Here is a 27,000-nt window from a genome sequence, read left to right on the forward strand (position 1 = left end):
AGTGAGCTTTTCATACCGCAAGCGTTAGTTTGCAGTTTTGTTATATTTTACATCTGAAGAAGAGGGCTGTTTCGCCACTTGATCAGCTGTATTGGCTTTCACACCGCCACCAAGAGTTTTATACACTTCAACTTGGTTGTTTAAGTTTGCTTGTTCAAGCAATAACAGACCTTGTTCCGCCGAGTACGAAGTACGCTGAGCATCGAGTACAGTCAGGTAGTTGTCGATCCCTGCACGGAAGCGTGCTGTTGACAGCTTATAGGTGGTATTGGTGGCATCCACAAGACGACGTTGTGCAGATAGACGATCACCAATATTTTCACGTACAGCTAATGCATCATTCACTTCACGGAAAGCCGTTTGAATGGTTTTTTCATAATCTGACAACGCAATTTTTTGGTCAGTTTCTGAAATCTTCACATTGGCACGACGTGTACCCCAGTCAAAGATAGGAATATCTAAGCTTGGGCCAAGTGACCAAACGAAGGCACCTGATTTAAACAAGTCGCTTAAATCTGTCGATGCATAACCTGCTGTACCTGTTAAGCTAATTGTTGGGAATAATTGTGCTTTTGCCGCACCAATATTGGCACCTGCAGCAGACAATTGATACTCAGCAGAGCGAACATCAGGACGGTTATTCAACAAGTCACTTGGTAATCCAGCAGTTAAAGCTGTACTTTGAGTAATGCGTTTAACTGGTTGCGGTGCCAATAAGTTAGCTGGTACAGCCTGACCTACCAACAAGTTCAATAAATTCTGCGCTTGGGCCACTTGAGTCTTGTAGTTGGCAACATCATTACGTGCAGTTTCAACTGAAATTTGCGCTTGACGAACGGGAACTTCACTGTCGATACCCACATCAAAACGTTTTTTGTTCAGATTGTATGACTCAAGCTGTGCTTTAAGCGTTTGATCTGCCAGTTTTAAGTTAGCATTGGCAAATGAATAGCTGAGCCATGCTTGCGCAACTTGACCAATCAACGAAATTTGTGTTGCATCACGCGCACTTTGGGTCGCTAAATAGCTGTCCAAAGCATTGTCTTTTAAGCTACGTACACGCCCCCAAAAGTCTAACTCATAAGCGGTGACACCAAGGCCAACATTATAGGTTGTGACTGGCTTAGTCGTACTTAGCGTATCTTGACGAAGCACACTACCACTTGCCCCAATAGTGGGTAGTTGGTTGTTTTCAGTAATTTGATACGCTTGTTGTGCACGTTGAATATTTAAAGTTGCAGTGCGTAGGTCACGGTTATTGGCCAAAGCCATTTCAATGACTTGTACCAATCGTGCATCAGCAAAAAAATCTTTATAACCTTGCTCAGCAATAGACGGTCCTGTAGCTGAACCAATATATCCTGTTGGGATATCCGCTTGAACGACGGGTTCTGGACCACGCATGCTTTGACATGCAGTCAAAGCAAGCGCAAGTGCAGATACCGCAATGCTACGACCTGAAATAGACCATACTTTTTGCATCACGATGTTTGCTCCTGATTATTTTGTTTCTTCGGTTTGTATTTGAAAATGCTGCGAATCCAAACAAAGAATACTGGAATGAAGAAAATACCCAAAAGTGTAGAACTAATTACACCACCAAGTACACCATAACCGACAGAGTGTTGACTACCTGCACCTGCACCTGCTGAAAGGGCAAGAGGGAGTACACCAAAACCGAAGGCAAGGGTGGTCATAATGATTGGGCGTAAACGCATTTTTGCAGCATGAAGGGTTGCATCAAATAAGTCTTCACCTTTTTCTTGCAACTCTTTTGCAAACTCTACAATCAAGATTGCATTTTTCGCAGAAAGACCAATTACGGCAACAATTGCGACTTGGAAGTAGATGTTAAATGACAGGTTTGGATCGCCTTTGATGATCATACCTAACCACGTTAAAGTAAATGCACCGATAATACCAAGTGGTACAACCAGCAATACTGAAACAGGGATAGACCAACTTTCATATAAAGCTGAAAGACAAAGGAATACGATCAACATTGAAAGAATGAGTAATGGTCCTGTTTGACTACCAGAATCACGCTCTTCTAAAGATAAACCCGTCCATTCATAGTCGAAACCATCTAAGCCCATTGACGGTAATTTGCCAATGATTTCTTCCATTGCGATCATGGCATCACCCGAACTAACGCCTGGTGCAGGAGTACCTTGGATGTTGACTGATGATACGCCGTTATAACGCTCTAGACGTGGGGAACCATAAGTCCATTCGCCTGTTGCAAATGCTGAGAATGGAACCATTGTGCCGCTACTATTACGTACGTACCACTTGTTCAAGTCTTCAGGCATCATACGTGCATTTGCTTCGCCTTGCACATAGACTTTTTTCACACGACCACGGTCTACGAAGTCATTAATATACGAACCACCCCAAGCGATACTCATGGTTGTATTGATATCAGCAATACTTACACCCATTGCGCCTGCTTGTGCTTGGTCAATACTAATTTGATACTGAGGCGTATCTTCTTGACCATTTGGACGCACACCTGCAAGGCGTTTATCCTGTGCTGCCATACCTAAAATCGCATTACGTGCAGCAATCAGTTTTTCGTGACCTTGACCACTCGCATCTTTTAATTGGATGTCAAAACCAGCAGATACACCTAATTCAGGCATTGCAGGTAACTGTAATGGCATGATGTAAGAGGCATCTTTCACGATCATATTCAATGCCATACCACGTTGGATGATGGCACCAATTTGTGATTCAGGTGAAGTACGCTCACTCCAGTCCTTCAGCTTGATAAAGGCAAGACCTGCGTTTTGACCAACACCTGTGAATGAGAAACCAGAAACAGTAAAGATGGACTCTACATGTTCTTTTTCTTTATTCATGAAATAGTCTGTCATTGTGGTGATGACTTTATCGGTACGTTCAAGGCTTGCACTTGGTGGAAGCTGTACGAGTGTCATGACCACACCTTGGTCTTCGTCAGGCAAGAATGATGATGGTAAAGCTTTATATAGGCCAACTAAGCCTGCAATCACCAGTAAATAAACCACACCAGAAAATACTTTATGATGGGTCATACGGTTGACACCACCTTGGTATTTTACGGATAGCTTTTCAAAGCTGTTGTTAAACCAACGGAAGAAACGCGCAAAAATATTATTACTTTCTGGTTTGTTTGCATCATGTTGTTTTAACAAGGTTGCACATAGGGCAGGGGTGAATGTTAATGCGACGATCAATGACAGAATCATTGCTGTCACAAGTGTAATCGAGAACTGACGGTAAATAACACCTGTAGTACCACCGAAGAAAGCCATTGGTACGAATACAGCTGTTAACACACTGGTAATACCGACTAAGGCACCAGAAATCTGTTGCATTGACTTTTCAGTGGCAACAACAGGGTCGAGATGTTCTTCTTGCATGACACGTTCGACGTTTTCCACCACAACAATCGCATCATCGACTAGAAGACCAATCGCTAAGACCATTGCAAACATGGTGAGTGTGTTGATGGAGAAACCGAAAATGTTAATGACAGCAAAGGTACCCAATACAACCACAGGAACAGCAAGTGTTGGGATAATCGTTGCACGCCAGTTCTGTAGGAACAAGAACATGACAATGAACACCAAAATTATGGCTTCAATTAAAGTGTGAACCACACTTTCAATCGAAAGCTTAATAAATGGAGTTGTGTCATAAGCCAGTTTATCTTTTAAACCATCTGGATAGTTTTTACGAAGTTCACTGAGGCGCTTTTCTACAGCCGCTGCTGTATCTAGTGCATTTGCACCAGTTGCCAGTTTAATCGCTACACCACCAGCTGGTTTGCCATTGAATTTAGAGTCAAATTGATAGTTATCTGAACCAAGTTCAACACGTGCAACATCAGATAAGCGCACTTGAGCGCCAGATGCTGTATTTTTGAGGAAAATATTTCTAAATTGCTCAGGGGTCTGCAACATACTTTGCGCATTGACCGTAGCATTCAGAACTTGTCCCTGAATTGATGGAGCACCACCGAGTTGACCCACAGCAACTTGTGAGTTCTGCGCATTAATGGCAGTTGCAATATCACTTGGTGTAACTTGCAGACTGGTCATTTTCGCTGGATCAAGCCAAATACGCATCGCGTATGAACCACCAAAAACTTGTACTTCACCCACCCCAGCAACACGACTGAGCGGTTCGGAAATGTTGGAGTTTACATAGTCTTTAATGTCAGATGCAGAAAGGCTTTCATCTGGAGAATAGAATGCCACAACTTGCATAAAGCTTGCGCCAGATTTGGTGACTTTCACACCTTGACGTTGCACATCTTCAGGTAAGAGTGCAGTTGCAGATTGTAGCTTGTTCTGTACTTGAACTTGTGCAATGTCTGGATCAATGCCTTGCTCAAAGTTCAAGTTAATAGATGCCTGACCATTACCAGCACTGTTAGAAGAGATATAACGTAAGCCATCCAGACCATTCATTTGTTGTTCAATGATCTGAGTCACGGTATTTTCAACCGTTTGTGCAGAGGCACCTGGGTACGTTGCAGAAATTGTCACCGTGGGCGGTGCAATTGTCGGATACTGGGCAACTGGCATATTTGTTAGCGTAATAACACCCGCCAACATAATCACCAGTGCAATCACCCACGCAAAAATGGGGCGATGAATAAAAAATTGAGCCATTCAGTCTACCCCTTATGTGTTTGAAGTAGCTTTTTGTTCTGTTTTCGCACCAGCTTCTGTCTTTTTAGCCTCAGTTGTTGGAGCTTGAGGCGCTGCTGCTTGAGGTTGATACGGTTTCGTAACAACTTTTTGTTCAGCTTTAACTTTCGCTATACCGTCAACAATAACTTTTTCACCTGTTTTAAGACCTTGAGTCACAATCCAGTTTTGGCCTTGAATGCCAGATGTGGTGATTGGGCGAGACTCAACAACACCTTTGTCATTCACAATCATCGCGATGGCTTGACCAGTAGGTGTACGTGTCACAGCAATTTGTGGCACTAAAATCGCATTTGGGATCACCCCTTGCACGATTTGAGCGTTGGCAAACATACCAGGAAGTAATAAGTGATTTGGGTTCGGGAACACTGCACGGATGGTCACAGTCCCTGTATCAGGATTGACACTTGCATCAGAGAACGCTAAACGTCCTTCGACTGGGTACTCACTTCCATCTTCTAGTTTAAGTTTTACGCGAGTGTTATTACTGCTGTCTAAACTACCTTTGCTTAGTTGTTGGCGTAAGCGTAGAAGTTCAGAACTTGACTGGTTGATATCAACATAGATTGGGTCTAAACGCTGAATCGTCACCAAAGGGTCGGTTTGATTTGCTGTAACCAATGCGCCTGCTGTAACTGTTGAACGGTTCGTTTGACCTGAAATAGGTGAACGAATGGTTGAGTAGCCTAAATCTACTTCAGCATTTTTAACTTGTGCACGTGCAGCAGCGACTTGTGCTTCTGCAACATTCACTTGACCGACTAAGTCATCATAATCTTGTTTCGCAACAGCATTGCTTGAAACCAGTTGTTGATAACGATTGAGTTTGGTTTTAAGTGAGCTTAGATTTGCTTCTTGTTGTAATAATGCTGCTTTGGCATTATCAAATGTTGCGCGATTAGTACGAGAATCAAGTTCATAAAGTGCCTGTCCTTCACGTACATAGCTGCCTTCCGCAAACAAACGTTTTAGAATAATTCCACTCGTTTGTGGGCGAACTTCAGAGACTTCAAATGCCGTGGTTCTGCCAGATAACTCTACAGATTGTTCTACATTTTGCGGTTGTGCAACAATGACACCGACTTCAGTAGGTGGCATTTGTTGAGAAGCGCCAGCTTGCTGCGCATCCTTTGGGTCTTTGCTACAACCAACAAGTGCAATACTCGTTGCTAATGCGCAAGCGGTAAGGGCTGGGGCCCAAAGCTTTGCCGACATCATTGTTCCACCTCGATTAGATTTTTATCTAAAAATAATTTGTATTTGATTGGTTGTATCTGCCATACATAATGTAGAGCAGTGAAATCCATATAATACTGATACTCCATCCCGCAAGGACATCGGACGGGAAATGTACCCCAAGATAGACTCTTGAAATTCCCATCATCAGCATCCATAAAAGAGCAATGCAGACAATAAAACGATGTGCAGGAAATGGGCGACTTAAGAAAATGGCAAGACACGCCAAAGTGGCAGCATACATACTGTGCGCACTTGGAAAGGAAGCACCATAGCTCGTCACTAGGTGAAACATTTCTGGTGGGCGTGGTCTTGAAATTAAAAATTTAAGTAGCCAAACAGAAGCAATGCTTCCAACTACGCCTAAACCTATAAAAATGACATCTTTATACTTTTTATACCATGCACGATGGAAACACCATAGACAGGTTAAAAATAATACAAATGGCATGCCGCCGAGTGCAGATAAAAGTATTGCAAACTTATTTATAGGCTCAGTTCTCAACGTACTGAAATTTTCAACTATTGTTAAATCTAGCGATGTTAATGGTTGAAAAAATAATACTAATATGCTGATTATAAATAGAATAATACCGATAAAAAGCAACAAATAAGGCATGCTAAAACTCGTGTCATTTGAACCGATTTGAGCGCGGTTATTTACTGGGTTAAAGTGTACTCATCAGTACACTTTAATTCAAGTGTTGATTAATAATGCATAAAATTTTGTTCATAGTCTAACAAGTGCTCAAAATGGGTACAAAATCATTTTGTATGGTGTTTTGTACTGTTTGAACTTTCTTCAACTTCAAGTGGTACTTTTGGGGGCCAAAAGAAATCACTTGGGCGAGTCAGAAAATGGGTGAGTACCAATTTTGCTAAAGGTTTCCATTGTTCAAAACGAACTCGACGTGCACGTAAAGCTACAATAATAGTCAAGGTAAAACTGACGAATAAGTTTGTTAGACCAATGCACAATACCCCAAGGAAAGATACAATAATCAAGCCAATTTCAGGACTGCCATTAATATTCATTAGCCCTTGAATAAAGTTTGCTGAAGCAAAGGCAATGTGTCGAATATCTAAAGGTAACCCCAAAATGTAGCCAATGGTTCCCATACTTCCTAGCATAATCCCGAATAAGAAGTTACCTGCCAACGCACCTAAGTTACGTTCTATATAACCTGCAAATTTATCGAGCCGTTCTTGTCGCATGATGGTTTTGAGACGGGGGTGTGCTTTTAAGCGAGGACCAACTTTGCGGTAGACGGCCATATTATCGAAATAGCCCGCCAGCAGACCTGACAAAAATAAACACACGCCAGCAATAGCAGCATGGGGAATGGCTAAAGAGGTAAATGGATTCAGGTCGTGTAGTGCTTTGCTGGCTTTTGCATGTGTCATCAGCGGTTCGTGTAGCCCCGTTGCCCAAGCCCATGCAATAAAGGCTGCAACGGGTATGGCAATCGAGATATTACCCAAAATAGCAATGAACTGGGTACGGATAATATTGATAATCAATGCTGCTAATTCAGCAATTTGGGCGGTTTTAGAACCTTTGCGGTGTTGTACTGTTGCTGCAAGGGCTGCAGCAGTCATCGCGGGTTGTTTAGTCGCTACAGTAAAGTGCAAGACATGAATCAGCATAAAACCTAGTGAGTAATTCATACTGTAAATAAAGGCTTGCATGAGTGGTGCCATGACCATACGTGCCGACAAGGTTTTGAGCGTTGCCATAATGGCAATAATAACCCCTGCACCTGCTGCCGATTTGTACATGGCCAAAAAGCCTTGTTTGTCTGTACTTACATAGTGTTCACCTGTTTTACTGGCATTTTCAGTTACCTGTAACGCAATGAGTTCACTGTTGGTAGTGAGTAGAGAACGAACACTGCGTTCGCTATAAATTGCAGCGGTAATATCGACCAGAAGGTTGCTAATGGCTTTATAGTGCGCTTCGCCTTCTTCTACAATCAAATTGAGCAACAGTTCAACGCGGTCTAAGCACTGTTCTAATAAGGATATGAGATAAGTTAGGCTCACACTTACCCCAATGCGTTTGGTTGAGCGACGAATTTTTAGAACTACATCACGACACTGCTCAATCATAACCAATGCCTGAGATGCATCGGGTGGTGCAACCACACTGGAAACATCGGCGTCGTGATGAGCTTTTTTATACTGTTGAATGAATTCGATCATTTCGCGATTCTGAACTAAGAAAGGCGATTCATATTCAGTCAGTTCAGGATGTGCATTAATAAATTCAGGATATAAACCAATACCACTAATCCGATAAGACAGCACCGTGATGGCTTTAATCACTTCACTGCGAATTTTGACTTTTTCTTTTTGATTGGCATGGCCATGATTGAGCAGGTTCAGCAGTTGTAGCCAGTCACTGTCTTTGATGTTATCAAGCCAATATTTATCACTTCGGTTGGGGAAAACACGACGGACTAAATCTTGCAACTGCGTCTCGTCGTTAATCAGCGGTAAAAAATGTGCGCCTAAACGCTGCGACAATTGATTCCAAAAACCATCTAAAGACAAAATGCCAGTATCGGCATACAGACTGGTTTGTTTGTATTGGGAAATCAGGCCTAAGATGAAGCTTTGCAATGTTGAGCCTGCATCAGGCGTAATCAACAAAGCATGAATTAATGCTTGTATTTTTTGATGAATTTCATCAGTTTGATATGAGTCAGTAGGGCGAATACGTTCCACCAACTCAATTAAAAGTTGGTCATTTAAAGCAACTTGAGGATGCTCAAGTTGCTGCTGCATTTGAGAGAAAAGATCATTAAATTGTATATGCATAAGCAAGTTAAAAACGTTCTAAGGCATGATTTGTTATTGAATTCGATGCAAAGCCAGTTGGGTTAGATTAACCAAAGCTTGACGATATTGGCTTTCAGGTAAAGCCTGTAAAGCGTCTAAAGCAGCTTCGGTTTCTTCGTGCGCACGCTGACGACAATAGTCCAGTGCACCAGAATTGTTCACAATTGCAATGACTTGTTCAAGATCTGCCGTTCCACCTGTGGCAATACTTCTACGAACGACATCATGCTCTGCGCCCGTTGTGTTTTTCAATGCTGAGATTAAAGGTAAAGTTGGTTTACCTTCCATCAAATCATCACCAATATTTTTACCTAATGTTTCAGCATCTGAGGTGTAATCTAAAATATCATCAATAATTTGGAAGGCATTGCCGAAGTGACCTGCGAATAAACGCAGTGCTTCTCGATACTGTGGCGTACCTGAAAGAATAGCAGCACCTTCAGTTGCCAGTTCAAATAAACGTGACGTTTTACCGTGAATAATATCTAAATAAGTTTGTTCTGTGGTTTCAGGCTGATGTTGGGCTTGAAGCTGTAGTACTTCACCTTCCGCAATTTCACAGGTTCCTGTAGAAAAATCTTTGAGTAAAGTCATGTCGCCCAAATCGACCAACAGATCAAAGGCACGTGAAATGAGGAAGTCACCGACCAGAACTGCAGTCTGATTGTTCCAAGTCGCGTTCGCTGTTGGTCGACCACGACGTAAACCAGACTCGTCCACTACATCGTCATGAACTAGAGTTGCGGTATGAAGCATTTCAATGATTGCAGCAAGTTTACGTTGGCGTTCTAAATCTTCTGCACCACAGGCTTTTGCTGCCAATAAACACATAATTGGGCGCATGCGTTTACCACCTGCTTCAACCACATGTTTACTCACTGCCATGACTAGAGCCACTTTAGAGGTAATTCCTTCATTAATAAATGTGTCCATCATGGCAAAGTCTTGAGCTACTGGGGCGAGAATATCTTGCTTAAAATCGACGGTCATTTGAAGAGAAGCCTCATCTATATAAAGTGATAAAAATCAGCAATACAATTATGGTTTAAAATAAGGGCACATGTCTAAATCATTCATTTCAATCATAAATAAGGCTAGCATTGTGCGAGGCTATATTTTAGAAAGACAGTTCCTTATTTCCCCGATGTATAAGCGTACCGTATTTGTACGTCTATTTATACCTTCGAATCAATTCCTTCATACTATAGCGAATTGATTTTAAAAATCTATTTCATTGTAAGCAAACTCTAGCCAGAGTTGAACTGTAATTTGTTGATTGAGTTTTTCCCGATTATTAAATAATCGTTAATTTAGTCGAATAAGTTTGGCAAATCTCTTGTTGTTTGATCAAATATCACTTAAAATCCTTGCCCTTGATTAACCCCAGTGGCGTTCGTATTAAGATCGGTATATTCCTTTATCGGCACGACGACACGGGCATGTTTGGAGTACATTATGTACGCAGTAATCCAAAGCGGTGGTAAACAGCACCGTGTTGTAGAGGGTGAAACCCTTAAAGTTGAATTGTTGAAAGCTGAAACTGGCGCAACTATTACGTTTGATGACGTACTAATGCTAGTAAATGGCGACAGCATTCAAATCGGTGCTCCAGTTGTTGCTGGTGCGACTGTAACTGCTGAAGTAGTTAGCCATGGTCGTCACGACAAAATCCGTATTGTAAAAATGCGTCGTCGTAAACACTACCGTAAACAACAAGGTCACCGTCAATGGTTCACTGAGTTGAAAATTACAGCTATTTCAGGCTAATCACGAGGAGTAATGAGACATGGCAACTAAAAAAGCCGGTGGTTCGACTAAGAACGGTCGTGATTCGAACCCTAAAATGCTTGGTGTTAAAGTTTACGGTGGTCAAACTGTAACTGCTGGTAACATCATCGTTCGTCAACGTGGTACAGAATTCCACGCTGGTACAAACGTAGGTATGGGCCGTGACCATACTTTGTTTGCTACTGCTGATGGCGTAGTTAAATTCGAAGTGAAAGGTCAATTTGGCCGTCGCTACGTAACTGTTGAAGCGTAAGTTTTAATAGTAAAAAAGCCCACAATTTAGTGGGCTTTTTTTTGTCTTTTAATAACAAGGATCTGTTTTTTACTTCTGCTTGCCTATAATTTAAGTCTCAAAATCACAATAAATAGTGATGTGTATCACATAAAATAAGCGTGTAATAGAACTGTAAAACTAGAAGAAAAGGCAGATAGATATGGACAGAATAGATAAAAATGTCTGGCCTGATTCAGGCAGCCATATGGCAGAAACCCTTGGGCATAAGTTCAAACAAGAGCAAAGCCATATCAGTGCCGCAGTAAAAGACATTATTCAGCGACGTTGTTTTTTATTTCATCATGATTTTCATCGAGAAAAATTCACTTTAAAAGCAGTTTTGTTGGGTGCGATGCTCATTACAGCACATGGTGTGTGGGCTGGTGGGAGTGAAAATAATTGCTATTTTAAGAATGACTATTGTGGTGGTCAGGTTGGACCTGCTGGGCCTGCGGGTGCAGATGGTCAAGATGGAGATAGTGCCTATCAAATTGCTTTAAATAATGGATTTGTAGGAACTGAGCAAGAATGGTTATTAAGCTTGCAAGGAGCGGATGGTATAGATGGTCTTAATGGTAAAGATGGTATCAATGGGGCTGACGGTATAGATGGACAAAATGGTGCAAGCGCTTATCAAGTTGCAGTCAATAATGGATTTGAAGGTAGTGAAACACAATGGCTTGAAAGTCTACAGGGTGATACTGGAGCGACAGGTGCACAAGGTATCCAAGGTGTGAAAGGTGATACTGGAGCAACAGGTGCAACTGGAGCGCAAGGTGAACAGGGCCTCCAAGGCTTACAGGGCGAACAAGGCATTCAAGGTGTGAAAGGTGATACTGGAGCAACAGGTGCAACTGGGATGCAAGGTGAACAGGGTCTCCAAGGCTTACAGGGTGAACAAGGTATCCAAGGTGTGAAAGGTGATACTGGAGCAACAGGTGCAACTGGAGCGCAAGGTGAACAGGGTCTCCAAGGCTTACAGGGTGAACAAGGCATCCAAGGTGTGAAAGGTGATACTGGGGCAACAGGCGCGACTGGGATGCAAGGTGAACAGGGTCTTCAAGGCTTACAGGGTGAACAAGGCATCCAAGGTGTGAAAGGTGATACTGGGGCAACAGGCGCGACTGGGATGCAAGGTGAACAGGGTCTTCAAGGCTTACAGGGTGAACAGGGTCTTCAAGGCTTACAGGGTGAACAAGGCATCCAAGGTGTGAAAGGTGATACTGGAGCGACAGGTGCAACTGGGATGCAAGGTGAACAGGGTCTCCAAGGCTTACAGGGTGAACAAGGCATCCAAGGTGTGAAAGGTAACACTGGTGCAACAGGTGCGACTGGGATGAAAGGTGTGAAAGGAGATACTGGTACAACAGGCGCAATGGGTTACAGTGCTTACCAAGTTGCGCAAGTAAATGGTTTTGATGGCACAATTACCGAGTGGCTTGCCAGCTTAAAAGGTGATACAGGTAACACGGGTATGACTGGTGCTTCGGGGTTTAGTGCCTATCAAGTTGCTGTTGGGGATGGTTTTGATGGAACTGTAACCCAATGGTTGGCTAGCCTTAAAGGTGCAGATGGCACAAATGGCATAACAAAAGAGGTGATGGATGCAGCGGATACCTACATCCTGAATGAAGCAAAAACCTACGTGAACCAAGTCGGGGAGCAAACTCTCAATCAAGCGAATGCATATACTGATAGTCGTGTAAATGCTTTGAATCGAGACATGCGAAAACTTGAGGACCGAACCTATGCAGCAGTTGCATCAAGTATTGCGATAGCATCTTTACCGCAACCGACAGATGCAGGTTACAATATGTTGAGTGCTGGTGTGGGTACTTGGGAAGGTGAACAAGGCTATGCTTTCGGTCTTAGTGGTGTGACCGAAAACAATAAATATGTGTACAAAGTCGCAGTGACAACCAATAGTGAAGGTGACTTCGGTGCAGGTGCTGCAATTGGTTGGCAATGGAAATAACAATGATTGATCTTGATTTAAGCTAAAAAGCCTCTGCTTATTCAGAGGCTTTTTAATGTCTAAAATACAACTAAGTTCTCCATCATGATGGATATTTCACAACACTAAGCACCAATAAATATACAAATCTTCTTATATTCTCAATTATTAGCCATAAAATTTGATTTAAGATAGCTCATCTAACAAATTGCGACTGCGCAAATTATAAAAGGTGAAATTATGAAAATGCTTCGTAAGACTTTATGTGCGATGACAGTAGGCGTGGTAGCGCTGGGCCCTGTTATGAGCAGTACAGTATTTGCAGCTTCGGTTGCAGCATCGGAGCAACAAGCGACGACGAGTTTAGTCAAGCAGTTGAGTGGTATTCAAAGTATCAGCTCTAATTTTGAGCAAACCACTAAAGTGACGAATGCATCTAAGGCGCCGAAGAAACAAGGTTTATCTGCTCAGCACATGAATCAGACCTTTAAAGGGGTGATGAAAGTTGAGCGTCCTGGGAAATTCTATTGGGAAACCACCAGTCCTGCGAAACAAACGATTGTTACCTCGGGTAAAACGGTTTGGATTTATGATCCAGACTTACAGCAAGCAGTTCGACAGACTTTAGATGAACAGGTGGCGAATACACCTGCACTATTATTGTCAGGGAATACCGAGCAAATCCGTAAGTCGTATCGTATTACTCAACCAAATAAGAGCAAAACCTACTATACCTTATATCCAAAGAGTGATGATGGTGCATTTCAAAGCTTGACGATCAGTTTTGGTGCAAAAAGCGCACCAACGCTAATGATCTTAGAAGACTCTTTGGGGCAAACGACTTATGTGCGGTTTAATAACACTAAAGTCAATGCCAGCATTCCAGCTTCAACCTTTAATTTTACACCGCCTAAAGGCACCGACATTATTGATCAATAATGTTGAACAGTCCGTGAAAACCACCTTTGGGTGGTTTTTTTATCGGATGCAGTCCAGTTACATAACGTGGTGGGAAGTTTTTCCTGTGCTTTGTATAGTCTTTGATAAATGAATATATGACTGAGGAAAAGTAATGACATCACTTTATAACAATAAAATGCGATCAGTCTTTGCTGCGGTGCTATGCGTGGGTTTACTCAGTGCTTGTCAGCCACAAAATGACAGTGCTGCGACAAAAAGTGAAGAGACCGCTAAGCCAGCTAAAGTTGCACAGAGCTTACCGCTGATTGAGGCAAAAGTTAGACCATTACCATTGGCGCATTCTATTGCTTGTGATGAAGAAGGTTGTACCCAATACCAGTTGTACAGTTTGGAAACCAATGTTCCGTGGATCAATGAGTATTTTGATGAACGTATGAAAAAAGCCAATCCTGTGGCATTTGAAAAAACCAAGCAGTCAGTAAAGCAGCCAGACGAGAGTATGCTTAGTGAAACTTTGTCGGATGTCCGTTATGTGGCGCAGCGTGGCAAATATGCAGATTTTGTTTTGATGGATTATTACTATCCAGCACGTGCAGCACACGGTATGTATCATAACGAATACATTACTTTAGATTTAGCAACTCGAAAACGGGTTGCACTGAGTGATATTGTGGTGGAGAAGACCGAGTCTAAACTATTAGATGCATTGTATAGTGCCAACAGCATGTGGTTGTCCGAGCATAATATTTCACGTGAGCAATTGAAGCTAACGGACAATTATTATATGAGTGCTAAGGGTATTGTCTTTGTTTATCCCTTATATGAATTAGCCTCTTATGCAGAAGGGATGTCTGAATTGGTTTTACCGTATCCACAAGCTAGCGGCTTAATTAAGTCGGAATATTTACCAAGTTTTGTCGATTATGCCGCTGAGCGAGAAAAAGCGAGTAAAGAAAAGCCATGAAAATTGCTGTAATAAGCCACAGCTAGTGATCGCGTGACTGTATTTTTTGGCTTGAAGCGCTTACACTATAGCCAGTTTTTTTCTTTGCAAAAGATTGGCTATGATCGACCCGAAATTACTCAGAAATAATATTGAGGCTGTAAATTTAGCCTTAGCAAAACGTGGTGTACAACTGAATGTTGAAGAATGGGCATCACTAGAAGTTCGCCGTAAAGAGATTCAATCCAAAACTGAATCTCTTCAGGCAGAACGTAATTCGGGTGCAAAACAAGTTGGCCAAATTAAGAAAGCTGGTGGCGATGCATCTGAAATTATGGCGCGCATGTCAGCAATTGGTGATGAAATCAAAGCGGCGGAAGTGGCTTTGTCTGAATTACAAGCTGAACTTGAAGCGAAATCACTCAGCATTCCAAACTTGCCAGATGAGTCTGTTCCAGAAGGAAAAGACGAAAGCGATAACGTGGAAATCCTCACATGGGGTACGCCACGTACGTTTGATTTTGAAGTTAAAGATCACACGGATCTTGGTGAGTGGATGGGCGGTCTTGAGTTTGAAACAGCGACCAAATTGACAGGTTCTCGTTTCAGTGTGCTTAAAGGACCACTTGCGCGTCTACAACGTGCGATTACCCAGTTTATGTTGAATACGCATACCTTAGAAAATGGTTATACCGAAGCGTATGTGCCGTATTTAGTCAATGCTGACTCACTCCGTGGTACAGGCCAATTGCCTAAATTTGAAGAAGATTTGTTCAAATTACAAGGTGAAAAAGAGTATTACCTCATTCCAACTGCGGAAGTGCCTGTAACTAACTTCGTGCGTGATGAAATCATTGATGCAGACCGTTTACCACTGAAATATGCAGCGCATACGCCATGTTTCCGTAGTGAAGCAGGTTCATACGGTCGTGATACACGTGGTTTGATTCGTCAGCACCAATTCGACAAAGTAGAAATGGTGCAAATTGTTAAACCTGAAGACTCAATGCAAGCGCTTGAAGAGCTTACAGGTCATGCTGAAGGGATCTTGAAAGCACTAGGTTTGCCATACCGTAAGATCATTCTTTGTGGTGGTGATATGGGCTTTGGTGCAACTAAAACTTACGATCTTGAAGTTTGGGTACCAAGCCAAAATACGTATCGCGAAATTTCTTCATGTTCAAACATGGGTGACTTCCAAGCGCGTCGTATGAAAGCACGCTATCGTGCAGACCAAAAGAAAACTGAGTTTGTCCATACGCTGAATGGTTCAGGTTTGGCTGTGGGTCGTACTTTACTTGCGGTCATGGAAAACTACCAACGTGCTGATGGTTCGATTGAAATTCCGACCGTGCTTCGTCCATATATGGGCGGTGCTGAGTACATTGACTAATAAAGTCGATGTACTGCACCATTTTGTGCACAATAATTGCTTTAAGACAGTCAGATAAAACTCATTGAGGTCGTGTGTGGATATTTTTCCAATCTCTTTAAAGTTGCAGCAGCAACCTTGTCTGATTGTCGGTGGTGGGCATATTGCTTACCGTAAGGCAGTGTTGTTACATAAAGCAGGGGCGGTGATTCATATCATCGCTCCTGATATTGATGCAAATTTATTGCAACTGGTTGAAGAAAGCCAAGGGCAATATATCCAAGCGCTATATCCTGCGCAGATTCAACTCAATGACTATCGTTTAGTGATTGCTGCAACAGATGATTATGCGGTGAATACTCAAGTCTTTGAGGACTGTGAAGCGCTAAAAATACTGGTCAACAGTGTTGATGATCCACCGCATTGTCGTTTTATGGTTCCTGCCATTGTCGATCGTTCCCCTTTGGTGATTTCAGTTGCCAGCAATGGGACATCTCCTGTTTTATCTCGCCAAATTCGTACCCAGCTTGAAACCAGTATTCCACATGGGATGGGCAAGTTGGCTGAGTTTTCAGGAAAATGGCGTGCCGCAGTGAAAGCGAAAATTTCCAGTCCTGATGAGCGCCGTGTTTTTTGGGAAGACTTATATGCAAGTCCGCTGAAAGAACAGGTTTTTCATGACAACCTTGCTGAAGCAGATCGTTTAATCGAACAAGCGTTGGCAGAGTGGAAAACACCAAAAGGTGAGGTGTATTTGGTGGGTGCAGGTCCTGGCGATCCTGAGCTGCTGACCCTCAAGGCTTTGCGTTTGATGCAACAAGCTGATGTGGTGATCTATGATCGTTTGGTTTCCCCTGCGATTATGGAACTTTGCCGCCGTGATGCAACTAAGATTTATGTGGGTAAAGCGCGATCTAACCATGCTGTGCCACAAGAAGGTATCAATGCCTTGTTGGTGGAATATGCTTCGAAAGGTCAGCGTGTTTGTCGTTTAAAAGGTGGTGATCCATTTATTTTTGGGCGTGGTGGCGAAGAAATTCAAGAACTTTTTGCCTCGGGTGTACCATTTCAAGTGGTTCCAGGGATTACCGCAGCTTCAGGCTGTTCCGCTTATGCAGGCATTCCACTTACCCATCGTGATTATGCACAAAGCGTACGTTTCCTTACGGGGCACTTAAAAGAGGGTTCACCTGAATTACCGTGGGATGAGTTGGTTTATCAAAATCAAACACTTGTATTGTACATGGGCTTGGTTGGTTTAGAAAAAATTTGTGAAAAACTGATTGCGCATGGTCAACGCCCAGACATGCCAGTTGCGTTGATCTCGAAAGGAACAACGCCTGAGCAAAAAGTCGTAGTAGGTACTTTGGCCGATATTGCATCTAAAGTTGAAGAGCATCATATTCAAGCACCTACATTGACCATCATTGGCGATGTAGTGAGCTTGCGTGAACAATTACAGTGGCAAGATTAACTTTTGCCATATTGAAAGAGTAGAGAAAAGCTGTGATCCATGTTGTTTTATACGAGCCCGAAATTCCTGCAAACACAGGCAATATCATTCGTTTATGTGCCAATACTGGAGCGCAGCTACATTTGGTTAAGCCTCTCGGCTTTGAGCTGGATGATAAAAAACTAAAACGCGCAGGTTTGGACTACCATGAGTGGGCACGCATGCAAATTTGGGAAACATTCGATGAGTGTTTAGCAGATTTAGCAAAAAGAGGGGTTGATATCAATGCGATTTATCCTTTAACCACGAAAGGAACAGAAACGCCACATACTTCGGATTTGAATCGACCCGTGGCTTTACTCATGGGGCCTGAGACACGTGGTCTGCCTGAACAGGTTCGTATGTTATTTCCACGAGAGCATTGGATTCGTCTACCTATGGCTGAAAACTCGCGTAGTTTGAATTTATCCAATGCGACCGCCGTGATTGTGTATGAAGCATGGCGTCAGCAGGGTTTCAAGCCTTTAGCCTAATCAAATTGCTGTGACAGAGCCTGCTTAAGCAGGTTCTGTTTTTTCTAGCTTTTGATCGAATCCCGCTCTGGATTTTAAAACTTTAAGCATATTAGCTTCGACCCAATCTTTCATTTGATAGGCATTTTGAGCAAAGTCTTTGCCAATCTCAGTTAAGGCATACTTCACTCGTATCACGTTATCTTCATGAATGGTTCGCGTCAGAAAACCATCGCGCTCTAATATCTTCAATTTTTGCGAAAGCACTTTAGGTGAAATACCTAAAACGTTTTTCTTGAGCTCATTAAAGTGCTGCGATTCTTGATCCAACGTATATACAATCAATAAAATCCACTTGTCTGCAAATTTTTCAAAAAAAAGACGAGCAGGGCAGTCTGGATGAAAAATATTAAATTTCATGGGTTTATTCATCTGTAAATATGTTCCTTTTACGTTCTATCTTCATCTGAAACAGTGAATTTGACCAGTTACCAAGTGGTAACTAATTGATACTAGGTTTCATAAGTGTATCATGAATACAGACTTAATGCAGCGTTGTCATTAGACGATGCTTTCGCAAGATACTGGCTAATTGGATGGATCATAGGATGAATGTTTCAGAGGCGGTTGTTTTTATTACGGGTGGAAATCGTGGCTTGGGACTAGCCATCGCTCGGGAAGCTCGTCGTCAGGGCGCTAAAAAAATTTATGTGGGGATGCGTCAGATCGGTAGTTTTCACGAAGAAGGGTTAATCCCGATTCAACTCGATGTGAATGATGAGGGATCTATACAGCAGGCTGCCGAACAATGTGCAGATACCACGATTCTTGTGAATAATGCAGGCATTGCACTTTTGAATGAGCATCCTGTTGACGCCAATATCATTACAACTACGCAAAAGATTTTGGAAACTAATTTATTGGGTTTGATGCGAGTGACCCAAATTTTTGCTCCAATCTTGCAAAAGAGCCAACAGGCTTATGTGGTCAACATTCTCTCAGATGTGTCATGGGAGCCAAGCACTGTTTTGACTAGTTATGCTATTTCCAAAGCAGCAGCATGGTCCTATACCAACTCAAGTCGCCAGTGGTTGTCTCAATTTAATATTCAGGTGATGGGCGTACATGTGGGTTTTATTGATACCGATCTGACTCGTTCATTACCTATTCCGAAGATTGCACCGGAAACAGTGGCTCAAGAAATTTTCCACGGCATCCAGCAAAATGCTTATGAGGTTTTAGTTGGAGAAAAGACTCAACAGCTTAAACAAGGTTTAAGTGCTGAAGTGGCAAGTTATGTGAAACTTAAGCCTGATCAGGCAAGCGTTTAAAATATTACATATGATTTATTTTTAATGGTTTACATGGTGCGATGTCACAATTGATTGGCCCATGCAAATGATGTGATTTAAAAGAGGAAACTAAAATGTCGAAAATTTCTGTTGTTTATTTTTCAGGTTATGGTCATACCAAAGTGATTGCTCAAACGTTTGCGCAAGAAATTGGTGCAAATCTGGTAGAGATTGATCCAAATGGAGACATTCAGGAGCAAGATTGGCTGACACTGGATCAATCTGATGCAATTGTATTTGGTGCACCGACTTATATGGGCACTGCACCGTGGCAGTTTAAAAAGTTTGCTGATGCATCTTCAAAGAAATGGTTTACCCGCGCATGGCAAGATAAGATTTTTGGTGGATTTACCAATAGTGCAAGCCTTAATGGGGATAAGCAAGTGACCTTAATCCAATTGCAAACACTTGCATCGCAGCATGGTGGTATTTGGGTGAGCTTGGGTTTATTGCCAGCCAACAGCAAAGCTGCAACCCGTCAAGATGTGAATAACTTGGGTGGTTCTGTAGGCTTATTGGTGCAAACGCCTTCAGATGCAAGTGTGGATGAGATCCCAACAGGAGATTTAGAGACTGCAAAAGTTTATGCACAACGCATTGCCAAAATTACTCAACAATTTAAGGGTTAGTTTTTTAGCTATATCCTTAAAAAGAAAAAGACGCACTTGGCGTCTTTTTCTTTTTGAATGAGAGATTATGGGTGATCATCAAATTCATTATGTTGTGGTGCTGGTTGCTTAAAGCCTTTGGTTTTATAACCTAAGTATAAAATACCAAACATTGCCCACCACAAACCAAATTTCAATGCAGTTTCTTCAATCTCTAACCACATGGCAAAGATACTGAGGAATCCACACATTGGAATGACCACAAAGCTCAAGATATCTTTAATATTCTTTGTGCGACCATCACGCAGAGCATAACGCGAAATAACGGATAAGTTTACAAAGGTAAATGCCGTTAAAGCCCCGAAACTGATCATCGAAATGACGATGTCCAAGTCCATGAAGCCCGCGGTTAATGCCACAGCACCTACAATTAAAATATTATAAGATGGTGTGAAGCTTTTCGGACTAATATGACCAAAAATCTTCTTGTTAATCACGCCATCACGGCCCATTACATACATTAAACGTGAAACGCCTGCATGTGCCGAAATACCTGATGCCATAACAGTCACAATTGCGAAGTACAACACCACCGTTTTAAACGCCACGCCACCAACGGCTTGTAAAATGTCAGGCTGTGTTGCAGCAACATCTTCAAAGTACGTCTTAGGATCGTTCGGGAAGTAAATCTGCATGAAGTAGGTGCTGATAATAAAGATCACACCTGCAAAGAGTGCTGTTAAGAAAATCGCTTTAGGTAGCGTTTTCTCGGTATCTTTTGTTTCTTCTGCAAGTGAGCTAAGTGAGTCGAAACCAGTGAATGAGAAGCACAGTAAAGTCGCACCAGTAATTAGGGGACCCAGTGTAGTAAGTTCATTCCAAAATGGCTCTAAGCTCCATAACTGATATTTCGCATTGATCAAAGTACCATCAGCATTGATGCCACTTGCAAGTAAGCTGTAAACCATCCAGGTAAAGTATGCGATAACTGCTAACTGTACCAAAACGATTAAGCCATTAAAGTTTGCAACGAAGCGTGCACCGCGTAAGTTGACCGCCGTCATAAATGCAGTTAAGCCTACTACCCAAACCCAATGGTTTACATCAGGGAATAAGGCTTCTAGGTAAATCACAGCAAGAATGATGTTGACCATTGGAGACAATAAATAGTCTAACCATGATGACCAACCCACCATAAATCCAACATTTGGATGGATGGATTTTTGTGCATAGGTGTAGGCTGAACCCGAGGAAGGGTAGCGACGAATCATGTGACCATAACTGATCGACGTGAATAAAATTGCGATTAAAGCAATGATGTATGACGTTGGCACATGATAATGACTTTCTTCTGATACTAAACCGAAAGTATCAAATAATGTCATTGGTTGAATATAAGCTAAACCAATAATAATGATGTGCCAGAGACCTAGCGTTTTTTGCAGTTTAGCTGCCGATTGAGTCCCAGAAATATTAGTCAACGGCGTTATCCTCTTTATCGTTGATCAAGGATCAGTCATGTTTATAAGGATCGTTTGAGACGAACGATCCCCCCTATGTTTAATTTCAAAAGTGCGCCAATCTACATTAATTTGGCATCTTTTGTCAGTAACTTTTTCAGATTTTTTAGCAGTTTTTATGCCAATAAGTCTATGCATAGCATTATTCCTTATGGCAAATAAAAGCCCGATGTTTAAAAAAGCATCAGGCTAAGATTGTCGCTATATTGGCTGATTTTATGCCAATTACCAAGCTTTTTCTAAAATTGCTTTTAAATCTTTTAAGCTGGCTTCTTTCGGGTTGTAAATAATTGAACCATCGTTGAGGGCTTTTTCTGCGACCTCATCGAGTTGTTCTAAAGTCACTTTTCCTGTTTCACTCAACGTACGCGGTAATTTGGTTAATGTGAATAAGCGATCACGCATCGTAAGTAATGTACTGATGGCTTTGTCTGCACGTAAGTGATCAGGAGTCTGCGCATAGATATCTGGCCCTGCAAGCGGTAATAGGAGGTCTGCAATCTTGTCTCCATTCACTTCTTTATTAAACTCAAGCACATAAGGAAGGAACAGGTTCATGCATAGTCCATGCGGTAAGTGGGCAACTGCACCTAAAGCATGGCCTAGAGAGTGAACAAGACCGACCATTGAGTTTGAAAATGCAATACCTGCCATAGTGGAGGCTTGAGCCAGTTCTAAGCGACCGTTCGCGTCGCTTGGATTATCCAGTACATTAAACAAATGATTGCTGACTTTTTTAATTGCAGCCGTAGCATAGGCATCTGAAATCGGATTGTGTGCCATGCAAGTATAGGCTTCGACAGCATGGGTCATGGCATCCATTGCGGTCATCGCGGTTAGGTGCGGTGGCAAGGTTTGGGTCATGCGTGGATCAAGAATCGCAGCATGTGGCATTAAATAGTACGATGCGAAAGGTAGTTTGACATTTTTCTCTGGATCAGACACCACCGCGACCATGGTAACTTCAGAACCTGTGCCTGACGTGGTTGGAATCACAAAAAAGGGTTTAAGTGGCTTAGGTAGGTTGTGTGCCCCAGAGTATTTGAGTAAATCATCGCCACCTTCAGACACCAAAATATTGGTGGCTTTAGAGGTATCAATCACTGACCCCCCACCGACAGCAATAATGGCATCACACTGGTGTTCACGGTATAAATTGGCCGCTTTACGTACTGTCTCTAAGCTTGAATCAGGCGGAACATCATCAAAAATAGCACCAATCACTGCGTCGGTGGATTCAAAAGCTGCTTCAATCGGTGCAAGTAAATTGTTGGCACGTACGCCTTTGTCAGTAATGATTAAAGGTCGGGTTGCGCCTAATGTTGCCAGTTCAAACGGAATGTGTTCCAAAGCAGCATGACCAGCGATCACTTTTACAGGACAAAAAAATTCGTAATAAGGCTTCGCCATGTTATGCACTCCGTTTTAAATATGATTGGGCTACTTTGAGGTAAATATTTGCAGCGCCTGTGAGTTTTTCTTTTAAGCTCAGTTCTGTTGGGTATTCTTTGACTGCAAGTTCTGCAACCATTTTTGGTAAAATCAAGGATTCCATTTTATTTAGACAGCGGACGAGGCGAATTGCATAAGAAATATCGCCATCTGCGATCATACGATCATGGGCAAATGCTTGTGCTGTACTTTCTTGAAATGAAAATACTAAAAAGGCATGACTTAAATGTTTAAACGTAATCGTTAAATCTGCTTTTAGACTGCCAGGTGTCAGCAGTTCAAGTTGATGGTCTTCGGTCACTTTGGCTAAAAAAGCAGGCCCATTTGGAAAAACATTCATAGATAGAGTGAAATTGGCTGGAAATTTTGCAACTTCTTGCTGAATTTCACTATCGACTTGGCTGGCCATGACCAATCCTCGGCCAATCACATCCATCATAAGTTTGACATAGGTTAATTGCAGAGCGGGTTTCACTGAATTGAGGTTAATCACTCGCTGTCCTTTCTAAAAATAATTATTAGTTTAGAGTAAATACTCTAATTTATTTTTCCATGAAAAGCAAAGCCTTTATACATGCTGTACTTGAACATCTTTAAAGTAACCGCTGTGCTTTAAAGTTTCAATAATATCGGCACATAAGTTTTCAAAACGTGGGTAGTCGGTTTTGAGATCTGAGATACGCACCATTTCCAAACCTGCATAACCACATGGATTGATGGTCTGAAATCCGAACAAATCGCAGTCAATATTTAAGGATAAACCGTGATAACTACGGCCTTTACGTATTTTAAAACCTAGTGAGCCAATTTTACGTCCATCAACGTAGACGCCAGGTGCATCAGCTTTGGCATAGGCTTCAATCTCATATTTTTTGAGTAACTCAATCATTAAGTTTTCAGCATAAGATACTAAAGTACGGACGTTCCAGCCAAGACGGTTGAGGTCAAACATAAAATAGGCAACCAATTGACCGGGACCATGCCATGTCACTTGACCACCACGGTCGGATTGAACAACAGGGATGTTGCTGTTCATCAAAATATGTTCAGGTTTTCCTGCTTGACCTTGGGTGAGAACATCATGATGTTGCAGTATCCAAAGTTCATCAGGCGTATCCACATCACGTTGTTCAGTCAATGTCTTCATTTCAATAAAGCGGTCAGCATAGGGAGTTAGGCCATCAAACTGACGAATAATGAGTTGTGGTTTGAGAACGACATCTGACGACACGGCACTTGCGTCCTTATAAAACAAAAAGTATGGGTTAAATTATAAAGAAAAGATCAATAGTGTAGGGGGATTTCTTTAGTGAATAAGTTGAATTCTTGAGATTAAAATATAGGCACAAAAAAACACGCTCGTAAGCGTGTCTCATTGATACATCATTTGAATTACAGTGCAGTCTTAATTAACGGACAAGCTGCAAGATCTGCATATAACTGATGCACTTGTTCTAACTCTTCAAAACGCAATTGTGCAGTCAAAGAGTGATATTTACCAGTACGTGATGGCTGAGTTTGAACCGATTCAGCATCAAACTCTGGAAAATGTTTTACTAAAATTTCAACTACAGCAACACGTAAGTCATCGCCAGCAAGGCCAATGAGTTTAATTGGGTAGTCCATAGGAAATACCCAAAGATGTTCTTGTAATTCACGAGATGGTGTGCGGTCTAACATAGTCATGAGCGTCAGTCCCCCCTTTATTTCAAACGCCTGCGAAAGTGCAGGCGTTAGGTGTTGCGCTTAAAGACTTAAATGGAGACAATTGATAAAATTTCAAGTCTCCATCGCGTCCATATAAATTAGTCGTTTTCCAAGAATGAACGTAAGTGTTCTGAGCGAGAAGGGTGGCGAAGCTTACGTAATGCTTTCGCTTCAATCTGACGGATACGCTCACGCGTTACATCAAACTGTTTACCTACTTCTTCTAAAGTATGGTCGGTTGGCATGTCGATACCAAAACGCATTTTTAGAACTTTCGCTTCACGTTCAGTCAAGTTTTCAAGCACTTCACGTGTCGCTTCTTTTAAGCCTTCAGACGTTGCAGCATCGACAGGTGAAGTGATGTTTGAGTCCTCAATGAAGTCACCCAAATGCGAATCTTCATCATCGCCAATCGGTGTTTCCATCGAAATTGGTTCTTTGGCAATTTTCAGCACTTTACGCACTTTAACTTCGTCCATTTCCAGACGTTCACCGAGTTCTTCAGGTGTTGGTTCACGGCCCATTTCTTGTAGAAGTTGGCGTGATACACGGTTGATCTTGTTAATGGTTTCGATCATGTGTACTGGAATACGAATGGTACGCGCTTGGTCGGCAATCGAACGAGTAATGGCCTGACGAATCCACCACGTTGCATAAGTCGAGAACTTATAACCACGACGGTATTCAAACTTGTCTACCGCTTTCATCAAACCGATGTTACCTTCTTGGATCAAGTCCAAGAATTGTAAGCCACGGTTGGTATATTTTTTCGCGATCGAAATTACCAAACGTAAGTTCGCTTCTACCATTTCTTTTTTCGCGCGGCGTGCTTTTGCTTCGCCTACAGCCATACGTTTTGAAATGTCTTTGATGCCTTTAACATCAAGGCCCAAATCTTTTTCAATGTCTGCAATTTTTTGTTGGAACGCTAAAACATCTGGACGTACTTTTTCAAGATAGCCTTTTTGATCTGGCGACGCTTTCGCAATTTGTTCATCCAACCAAGCAAAGTTTGATTCTTGACCTGGGAAAGAGGTGCGGAATTGCGTGCGATCCATACGACCACGGCGAACTGCATAGCGCATTACTTCACGTTCAGAGGTACGAATTTGTTCATGCGTACCACGAATCATTTCTGAAATGATGTCAAATAAACGAGGTGTAAATTTGAACATCATAAACACAGTTGCTAGTGCTTCTAATGCATCTTCAGCTGGTTTGCTTGAACGACCGTGCTTTTCGATTACCGCTTGGGTATTTTTCCAAGCGGCTGCCAATTCGTCAAAACGAACTTTTGCAATTTCAGGATCTGGGCCAGACTCGCCTTCAGAATCATCATCACCTTCAGACTCTTCTTCTTCCTCGTCATCATCCAGTTTCACATCTTTGGTTGATTTGCTCGAAGACTCTTCTTCGTCATCAATCTCAGATTCTTCTTCGAGGACTTCTGGAATGTCTTCATCTGTTTCTGGATCTAAATAACCAGAAAGGATGTCTGCAAGGCGACGTTCGCCTGCTTCATAATCTTTGTATTCTTGTAATACCACTTCAACCGCATTCGGCCAGTAAGCAATCGAATGAAGAACGTCGCGAATGCCTTCTTCAATACGTTTAGCAATGCTGATTTCGCCTTCACGCGTTAACAGTTCAACTGTACCCATTTCACGCATATACATGCGGACTGGATCTGTAGTACGACCAGGTTCATTTTCTACAGAAGCGAGAACAGCTGCGGCTTCTTCTTCAGCAACTTCATCGGCAGCTTCATTACCACCTTCAAACATTGCATCGTCAGATTCAGGTGCACGCTCATGCACAGGAATACCCACGTCTTGAAGCATTTGAATAATGTCTTCAATCTGTTCGCTTTCAGTAATCGAGTCTGGGAGATGATCGTTAACCTCAGCGTAAGTTAGGTAACCTTGCTCTTTGCCTCGGCTAATCAGAGCCGCTACTTGCGAAGTAGGGGAAGTCATATCGCTCATCTTTGCTTACTCTTCGTTGAATCTGTGGCAGTGGAAAACCGTGCATTTTAGCACAATTTGCTTCATAAATTTAGCTGTCAATAGCTGTCTATTTCATCAGGATAATTCAGCAAAAGTGCGACCTGATAAAATATTAAAATATAAATTCAGTAATTTAGATGGGGGTGAAATTGTTGTTTTCAAGTTCATCCCTCACGCGCTTAAGTTTAAAACCCAAATATGAAATAAAGGATATTTGGCGTTTATTCGACACAAACAAGCCGTAAAACTAAACAGACGCAAGGTGGATTATATCATGCCATAAAAATTGCTTAAAAATAAAGAGCAAAAATCGAATTAATTGCTCTAAATGCAAATAAAACTTGACAAGGTTCTGTAACCC

Annotated in this window: 23 protein-coding genes; 10 read left to right on the forward strand and 13 right to left on the reverse strand. The window is 42.1% G+C overall.

Features of this window, described 5'->3' with window-relative positions; translation table 11 throughout:
- Nucleotides 1–24 precede the first annotated feature (24 nt).
- From adeK to sdsA, 6 genes are all read right to left on the reverse strand, one after another.
- The gene (gene adeK / locus ACE01U_RS14205) at nt 25–1,482 is read right to left on the reverse strand and encodes a multidrug efflux RND transporter AdeIJK outer membrane channel subunit AdeK (RefSeq protein ID WP_086208130.1); all 1,458 of its coding nucleotides are present in this window, start codon (nt 1,480–1,482) and stop codon (nt 25–27) included.
- Nucleotides 1,482–4,661 carry a multidrug efflux RND transporter permease subunit AdeJ gene (gene adeJ, locus ACE01U_RS14210; RefSeq protein WP_086208129.1) on the reverse strand — a complete coding sequence of 1,060 codons (3,180 nt, stop codon included), beginning with the start codon at nt 4,659–4,661 and terminating at the stop codon, nt 1,482–1,484. Before adeJ ends, adeK begins: the two co-directional genes overlap by 1 nt.
- Nucleotides 4,662–4,673: 12 nt before the next feature.
- Nucleotides 4,674–5,918, reverse strand: coding sequence for an efflux RND transporter periplasmic adaptor subunit (locus ACE01U_RS14215; RefSeq protein ID WP_086208128.1), 1,245 nt, complete (start codon nt 5,916–5,918; stop codon nt 4,674–4,676).
- Nucleotides 5,919–5,943: 25 nt separating this feature from the next.
- Complete coding sequence (locus ACE01U_RS14220; RefSeq protein ID WP_086208127.1) at nt 5,944–6,555, reverse strand: phosphatase PAP2 family protein; 612 nt, start codon at nt 6,553–6,555, stop codon at nt 5,944–5,946.
- Between the two features lie 146 nt (nt 6,556–6,701).
- Complete coding sequence (locus tag ACE01U_RS14225) at nt 6,702–8,756, reverse strand: site-specific recombinase (RefSeq protein ID WP_086208126.1); 2,055 nt, start codon at nt 8,754–8,756, stop codon at nt 6,702–6,704.
- A gap of 33 nt (nt 8,757–8,789) precedes the next feature.
- Nucleotides 8,790–9,767 carry an All-trans-nonaprenyl-diphosphate synthase gene (gene sdsA / locus ACE01U_RS14230; protein ID WP_086208125.1) on the reverse strand — a complete coding sequence of 326 codons (978 nt, stop codon included), beginning with the start codon at nt 9,765–9,767 and terminating at the stop codon, nt 8,790–8,792.
- 465 nt (nt 9,768–10,232) lie between these two features.
- Here sdsA and rplU point away from each other — a divergent pair, with 465 nt between their 5' ends.
- The 8 genes from rplU to ACE01U_RS14270 all read left to right on the forward strand — a co-directional run bounded on the left by rplU (nt 10,233) and on the right by ACE01U_RS14270 (nt 18,015).
- Nucleotides 10,233–10,544 carry a 50S ribosomal protein L21 gene (gene rplU / locus ACE01U_RS14235; RefSeq protein ID WP_004695441.1) on the forward strand — a complete coding sequence of 104 codons (312 nt, stop codon included), beginning with the start codon at nt 10,233–10,235 and terminating at the stop codon, nt 10,542–10,544.
- Nucleotides 10,545–10,563: 19 nt separating this feature from the next.
- Complete coding sequence (rpmA, locus tag ACE01U_RS14240; RefSeq protein WP_086208124.1) at nt 10,564–10,818, forward strand: 50S ribosomal protein L27; 255 nt, start codon at nt 10,564–10,566, stop codon at nt 10,816–10,818.
- 181 nt (nt 10,819–10,999) lie between these two features.
- Entirely contained in the window at nt 11,000–12,814 is a 1,815-nt protein-coding gene (locus ACE01U_RS14245) for a YadA-like family protein (RefSeq protein WP_395579790.1), read from the forward strand.
- A 219-nt stretch (nt 12,815–13,033) separates the two neighbouring features.
- Entirely contained in the window at nt 13,034–13,732 is a 699-nt protein-coding gene (gene lolA, locus ACE01U_RS14250; RefSeq protein ID WP_086208123.1) for an outer membrane lipoprotein periplasmic chaperone LolA, read from the forward strand.
- Nucleotides 13,733–13,865: 133 nt separating this feature from the next.
- On the forward strand, nt 13,866–14,678 hold the full coding sequence (locus ACE01U_RS14255) for an RsiV family protein (protein ID WP_395579791.1): 813 nt from the start codon (nt 13,866–13,868) through the stop codon (nt 14,676–14,678).
- Between the two features lie 100 nt (nt 14,679–14,778).
- Entirely contained in the window at nt 14,779–16,050 is a 1,272-nt protein-coding gene (gene serS / locus ACE01U_RS14260; RefSeq protein WP_395579792.1) for a serine--tRNA ligase, read from the forward strand.
- A 76-nt stretch (nt 16,051–16,126) separates the two neighbouring features.
- The gene (gene cysG / locus ACE01U_RS14265; RefSeq protein ID WP_086208120.1) at nt 16,127–17,503 is read left to right on the forward strand and encodes a siroheme synthase CysG; all 1,377 of its coding nucleotides are present in this window, start codon (nt 16,127–16,129) and stop codon (nt 17,501–17,503) included.
- A gap of 32 nt (nt 17,504–17,535) precedes the next feature.
- Nucleotides 17,536–18,015 (forward strand): tRNA (cytidine(34)-2'-O)-methyltransferase, encoded by a 480-nt coding sequence (locus ACE01U_RS14270; protein ID WP_110974389.1) that lies wholly within the window; start codon nt 17,536–17,538, stop codon nt 18,013–18,015.
- Between the two features lie 24 nt (nt 18,016–18,039).
- Here the strand turns inward: ACE01U_RS14270 and ACE01U_RS14275 are convergent, their stop codons facing one another.
- On the reverse strand, nt 18,040–18,426 hold the full coding sequence (locus tag ACE01U_RS14275; RefSeq protein ID WP_395579793.1) for a winged helix-turn-helix transcriptional regulator: 387 nt from the start codon (nt 18,424–18,426) through the stop codon (nt 18,040–18,042).
- Nucleotides 18,427–18,602: 176 nt separating this feature from the next.
- On the opposite strand from ACE01U_RS14275, the gene ACE01U_RS14280 reads away from it, so the two are divergent.
- Together ACE01U_RS14280 and ACE01U_RS14285 are read left to right on the forward strand one after the other, a co-directional pair.
- Nucleotides 18,603–19,325, forward strand: a complete 723-nt coding sequence (locus tag ACE01U_RS14280; protein ID WP_227509227.1) for an SDR family NAD(P)-dependent oxidoreductase — start codon at nt 18,603–18,605, stop codon at nt 19,323–19,325.
- A 95-nt stretch (nt 19,326–19,420) separates the two neighbouring features.
- The gene (locus ACE01U_RS14285; RefSeq protein ID WP_151706754.1) at nt 19,421–19,975 is read left to right on the forward strand and encodes a flavodoxin family protein; all 555 of its coding nucleotides are present in this window, start codon (nt 19,421–19,423) and stop codon (nt 19,973–19,975) included.
- 65 nt (nt 19,976–20,040) lie between these two features.
- Here the strand turns inward: ACE01U_RS14285 and ACE01U_RS14290 are convergent, their stop codons facing one another.
- The 6 genes from ACE01U_RS14290 to rpoD all read right to left on the reverse strand — a co-directional run bounded on the left by ACE01U_RS14290 (nt 20,041) and on the right by rpoD (nt 26,618).
- Nucleotides 20,041–21,435, reverse strand: coding sequence for an APC family permease (locus ACE01U_RS14290; RefSeq protein WP_395579794.1), 1,395 nt, complete (start codon nt 21,433–21,435; stop codon nt 20,041–20,043).
- A gap of 264 nt (nt 21,436–21,699) precedes the next feature.
- The gene (locus ACE01U_RS14295) at nt 21,700–22,884 is read right to left on the reverse strand and encodes an iron-containing alcohol dehydrogenase (protein WP_395579795.1); all 1,185 of its coding nucleotides are present in this window, start codon (nt 22,882–22,884) and stop codon (nt 21,700–21,702) included.
- A 1-nt stretch (nt 22,885) separates the two neighbouring features.
- On the reverse strand, nt 22,886–23,365 hold the full coding sequence (locus tag ACE01U_RS14300) for a hypothetical protein (RefSeq protein ID WP_395579804.1): 480 nt from the start codon (nt 23,363–23,365) through the stop codon (nt 22,886–22,888).
- A 129-nt stretch (nt 23,366–23,494) separates the two neighbouring features.
- A complete protein-coding gene (gene lipB, locus ACE01U_RS14305; RefSeq protein WP_086208113.1) occupies nt 23,495–24,157 on the reverse strand; it encodes a lipoyl(octanoyl) transferase LipB in 663 nt (220 codons plus the stop codon).
- Between the two features lie 161 nt (nt 24,158–24,318).
- Nucleotides 24,319–24,606, reverse strand: a complete 288-nt coding sequence (locus ACE01U_RS14310; RefSeq protein WP_086208112.1) for a YbeD family protein — start codon at nt 24,604–24,606, stop codon at nt 24,319–24,321.
- 125 nt (nt 24,607–24,731) lie between these two features.
- Nucleotides 24,732–26,618, reverse strand: coding sequence for an RNA polymerase sigma factor RpoD (rpoD, locus tag ACE01U_RS14315; RefSeq protein WP_086208111.1), 1,887 nt, complete (start codon nt 26,616–26,618; stop codon nt 24,732–24,734).
- Nucleotides 26,619–27,000: the final 382 nt, after the last annotated feature.

Origin of the sequence: Acinetobacter halobius, assembly GCF_044130335.1 — a bacterium.
Classification (GTDB): Bacteria; Pseudomonadota; Gammaproteobacteria; order Pseudomonadales; family Moraxellaceae; genus Acinetobacter.

Excerpts from the sequence above, each read along its gene's own strand:
- adeK (WP_086208130.1), bottom strand. The coding sequence starts at position 1,482 with ATGCAAAAAGTATGGTCTATTTCAGGTCGTAGCATTGCGGTATCTGCA.
- adeJ (WP_086208129.1), bottom strand. The coding sequence starts at position 4,661 with ATGGCTCAATTTTTTATTCATCGCCCCATTTTTGCGTGGGTGATTGCA.
- ACE01U_RS14215 (WP_086208128.1), bottom strand. The coding sequence starts at position 5,918 with ATGATGTCGGCAAAGCTTTGGGCCCCAGCCCTTACCGCTTGCGCATTA.
- ACE01U_RS14220 (WP_086208127.1), bottom strand. The coding sequence starts at position 6,555 with ATGCCTTATTTGTTGCTTTTTATCGGTATTATTCTATTTATAATCAGC.
- ACE01U_RS14225 (WP_086208126.1), bottom strand. The coding sequence starts at position 8,756 with ATGCATATACAATTTAATGATCTTTTCTCTCAAATGCAGCAGCAACTT.
- sdsA (WP_086208125.1), bottom strand. The coding sequence starts at position 9,767 with ATGACCGTCGATTTTAAGCAAGATATTCTCGCCCCAGTAGCTCAAGAC.
- rplU (WP_004695441.1), top strand. The coding sequence starts at position 10,233 with ATGTACGCAGTAATCCAAAGCGGTGGTAAACAGCACCGTGTTGTAGAG.
- rpmA (WP_086208124.1), top strand. The coding sequence starts at position 10,564 with ATGGCAACTAAAAAAGCCGGTGGTTCGACTAAGAACGGTCGTGATTCG.
- ACE01U_RS14245 (WP_395579790.1), top strand. The coding sequence starts at position 11,000 with ATGGACAGAATAGATAAAAATGTCTGGCCTGATTCAGGCAGCCATATG.
- lolA (WP_086208123.1), top strand. The coding sequence starts at position 13,034 with ATGAAAATGCTTCGTAAGACTTTATGTGCGATGACAGTAGGCGTGGTA.
- ACE01U_RS14255 (WP_395579791.1), top strand. The coding sequence starts at position 13,866 with ATGACATCACTTTATAACAATAAAATGCGATCAGTCTTTGCTGCGGTG.
- serS (WP_395579792.1), top strand. The coding sequence starts at position 14,779 with ATGATCGACCCGAAATTACTCAGAAATAATATTGAGGCTGTAAATTTA.
- ACE01U_RS14275 (WP_395579793.1), bottom strand. The coding sequence starts at position 18,426 with ATGAATAAACCCATGAAATTTAATATTTTTCATCCAGACTGCCCTGCT.
- ACE01U_RS14280 (WP_227509227.1), top strand. The coding sequence starts at position 18,603 with ATGAATGTTTCAGAGGCGGTTGTTTTTATTACGGGTGGAAATCGTGGC.
- ACE01U_RS14285 (WP_151706754.1), top strand. The coding sequence starts at position 19,421 with ATGTCGAAAATTTCTGTTGTTTATTTTTCAGGTTATGGTCATACCAAA.
- ACE01U_RS14295 (WP_395579795.1), bottom strand. The coding sequence starts at position 22,884 with ATGGCGAAGCCTTATTACGAATTTTTTTGTCCTGTAAAAGTGATCGCT.
- ACE01U_RS14300 (WP_395579804.1), bottom strand. The coding sequence starts at position 23,365 with ATGATGGATGTGATTGGCCGAGGATTGGTCATGGCCAGCCAAGTCGAT.
- ACE01U_RS14310 (WP_086208112.1), bottom strand. The coding sequence starts at position 24,606 with ATGTTAGACCGCACACCATCTCGTGAATTACAAGAACATCTTTGGGTA.
- rpoD (WP_086208111.1), bottom strand. The coding sequence starts at position 26,618 with ATGAGCGATATGACTTCCCCTACTTCGCAAGTAGCGGCTCTGATTAGC.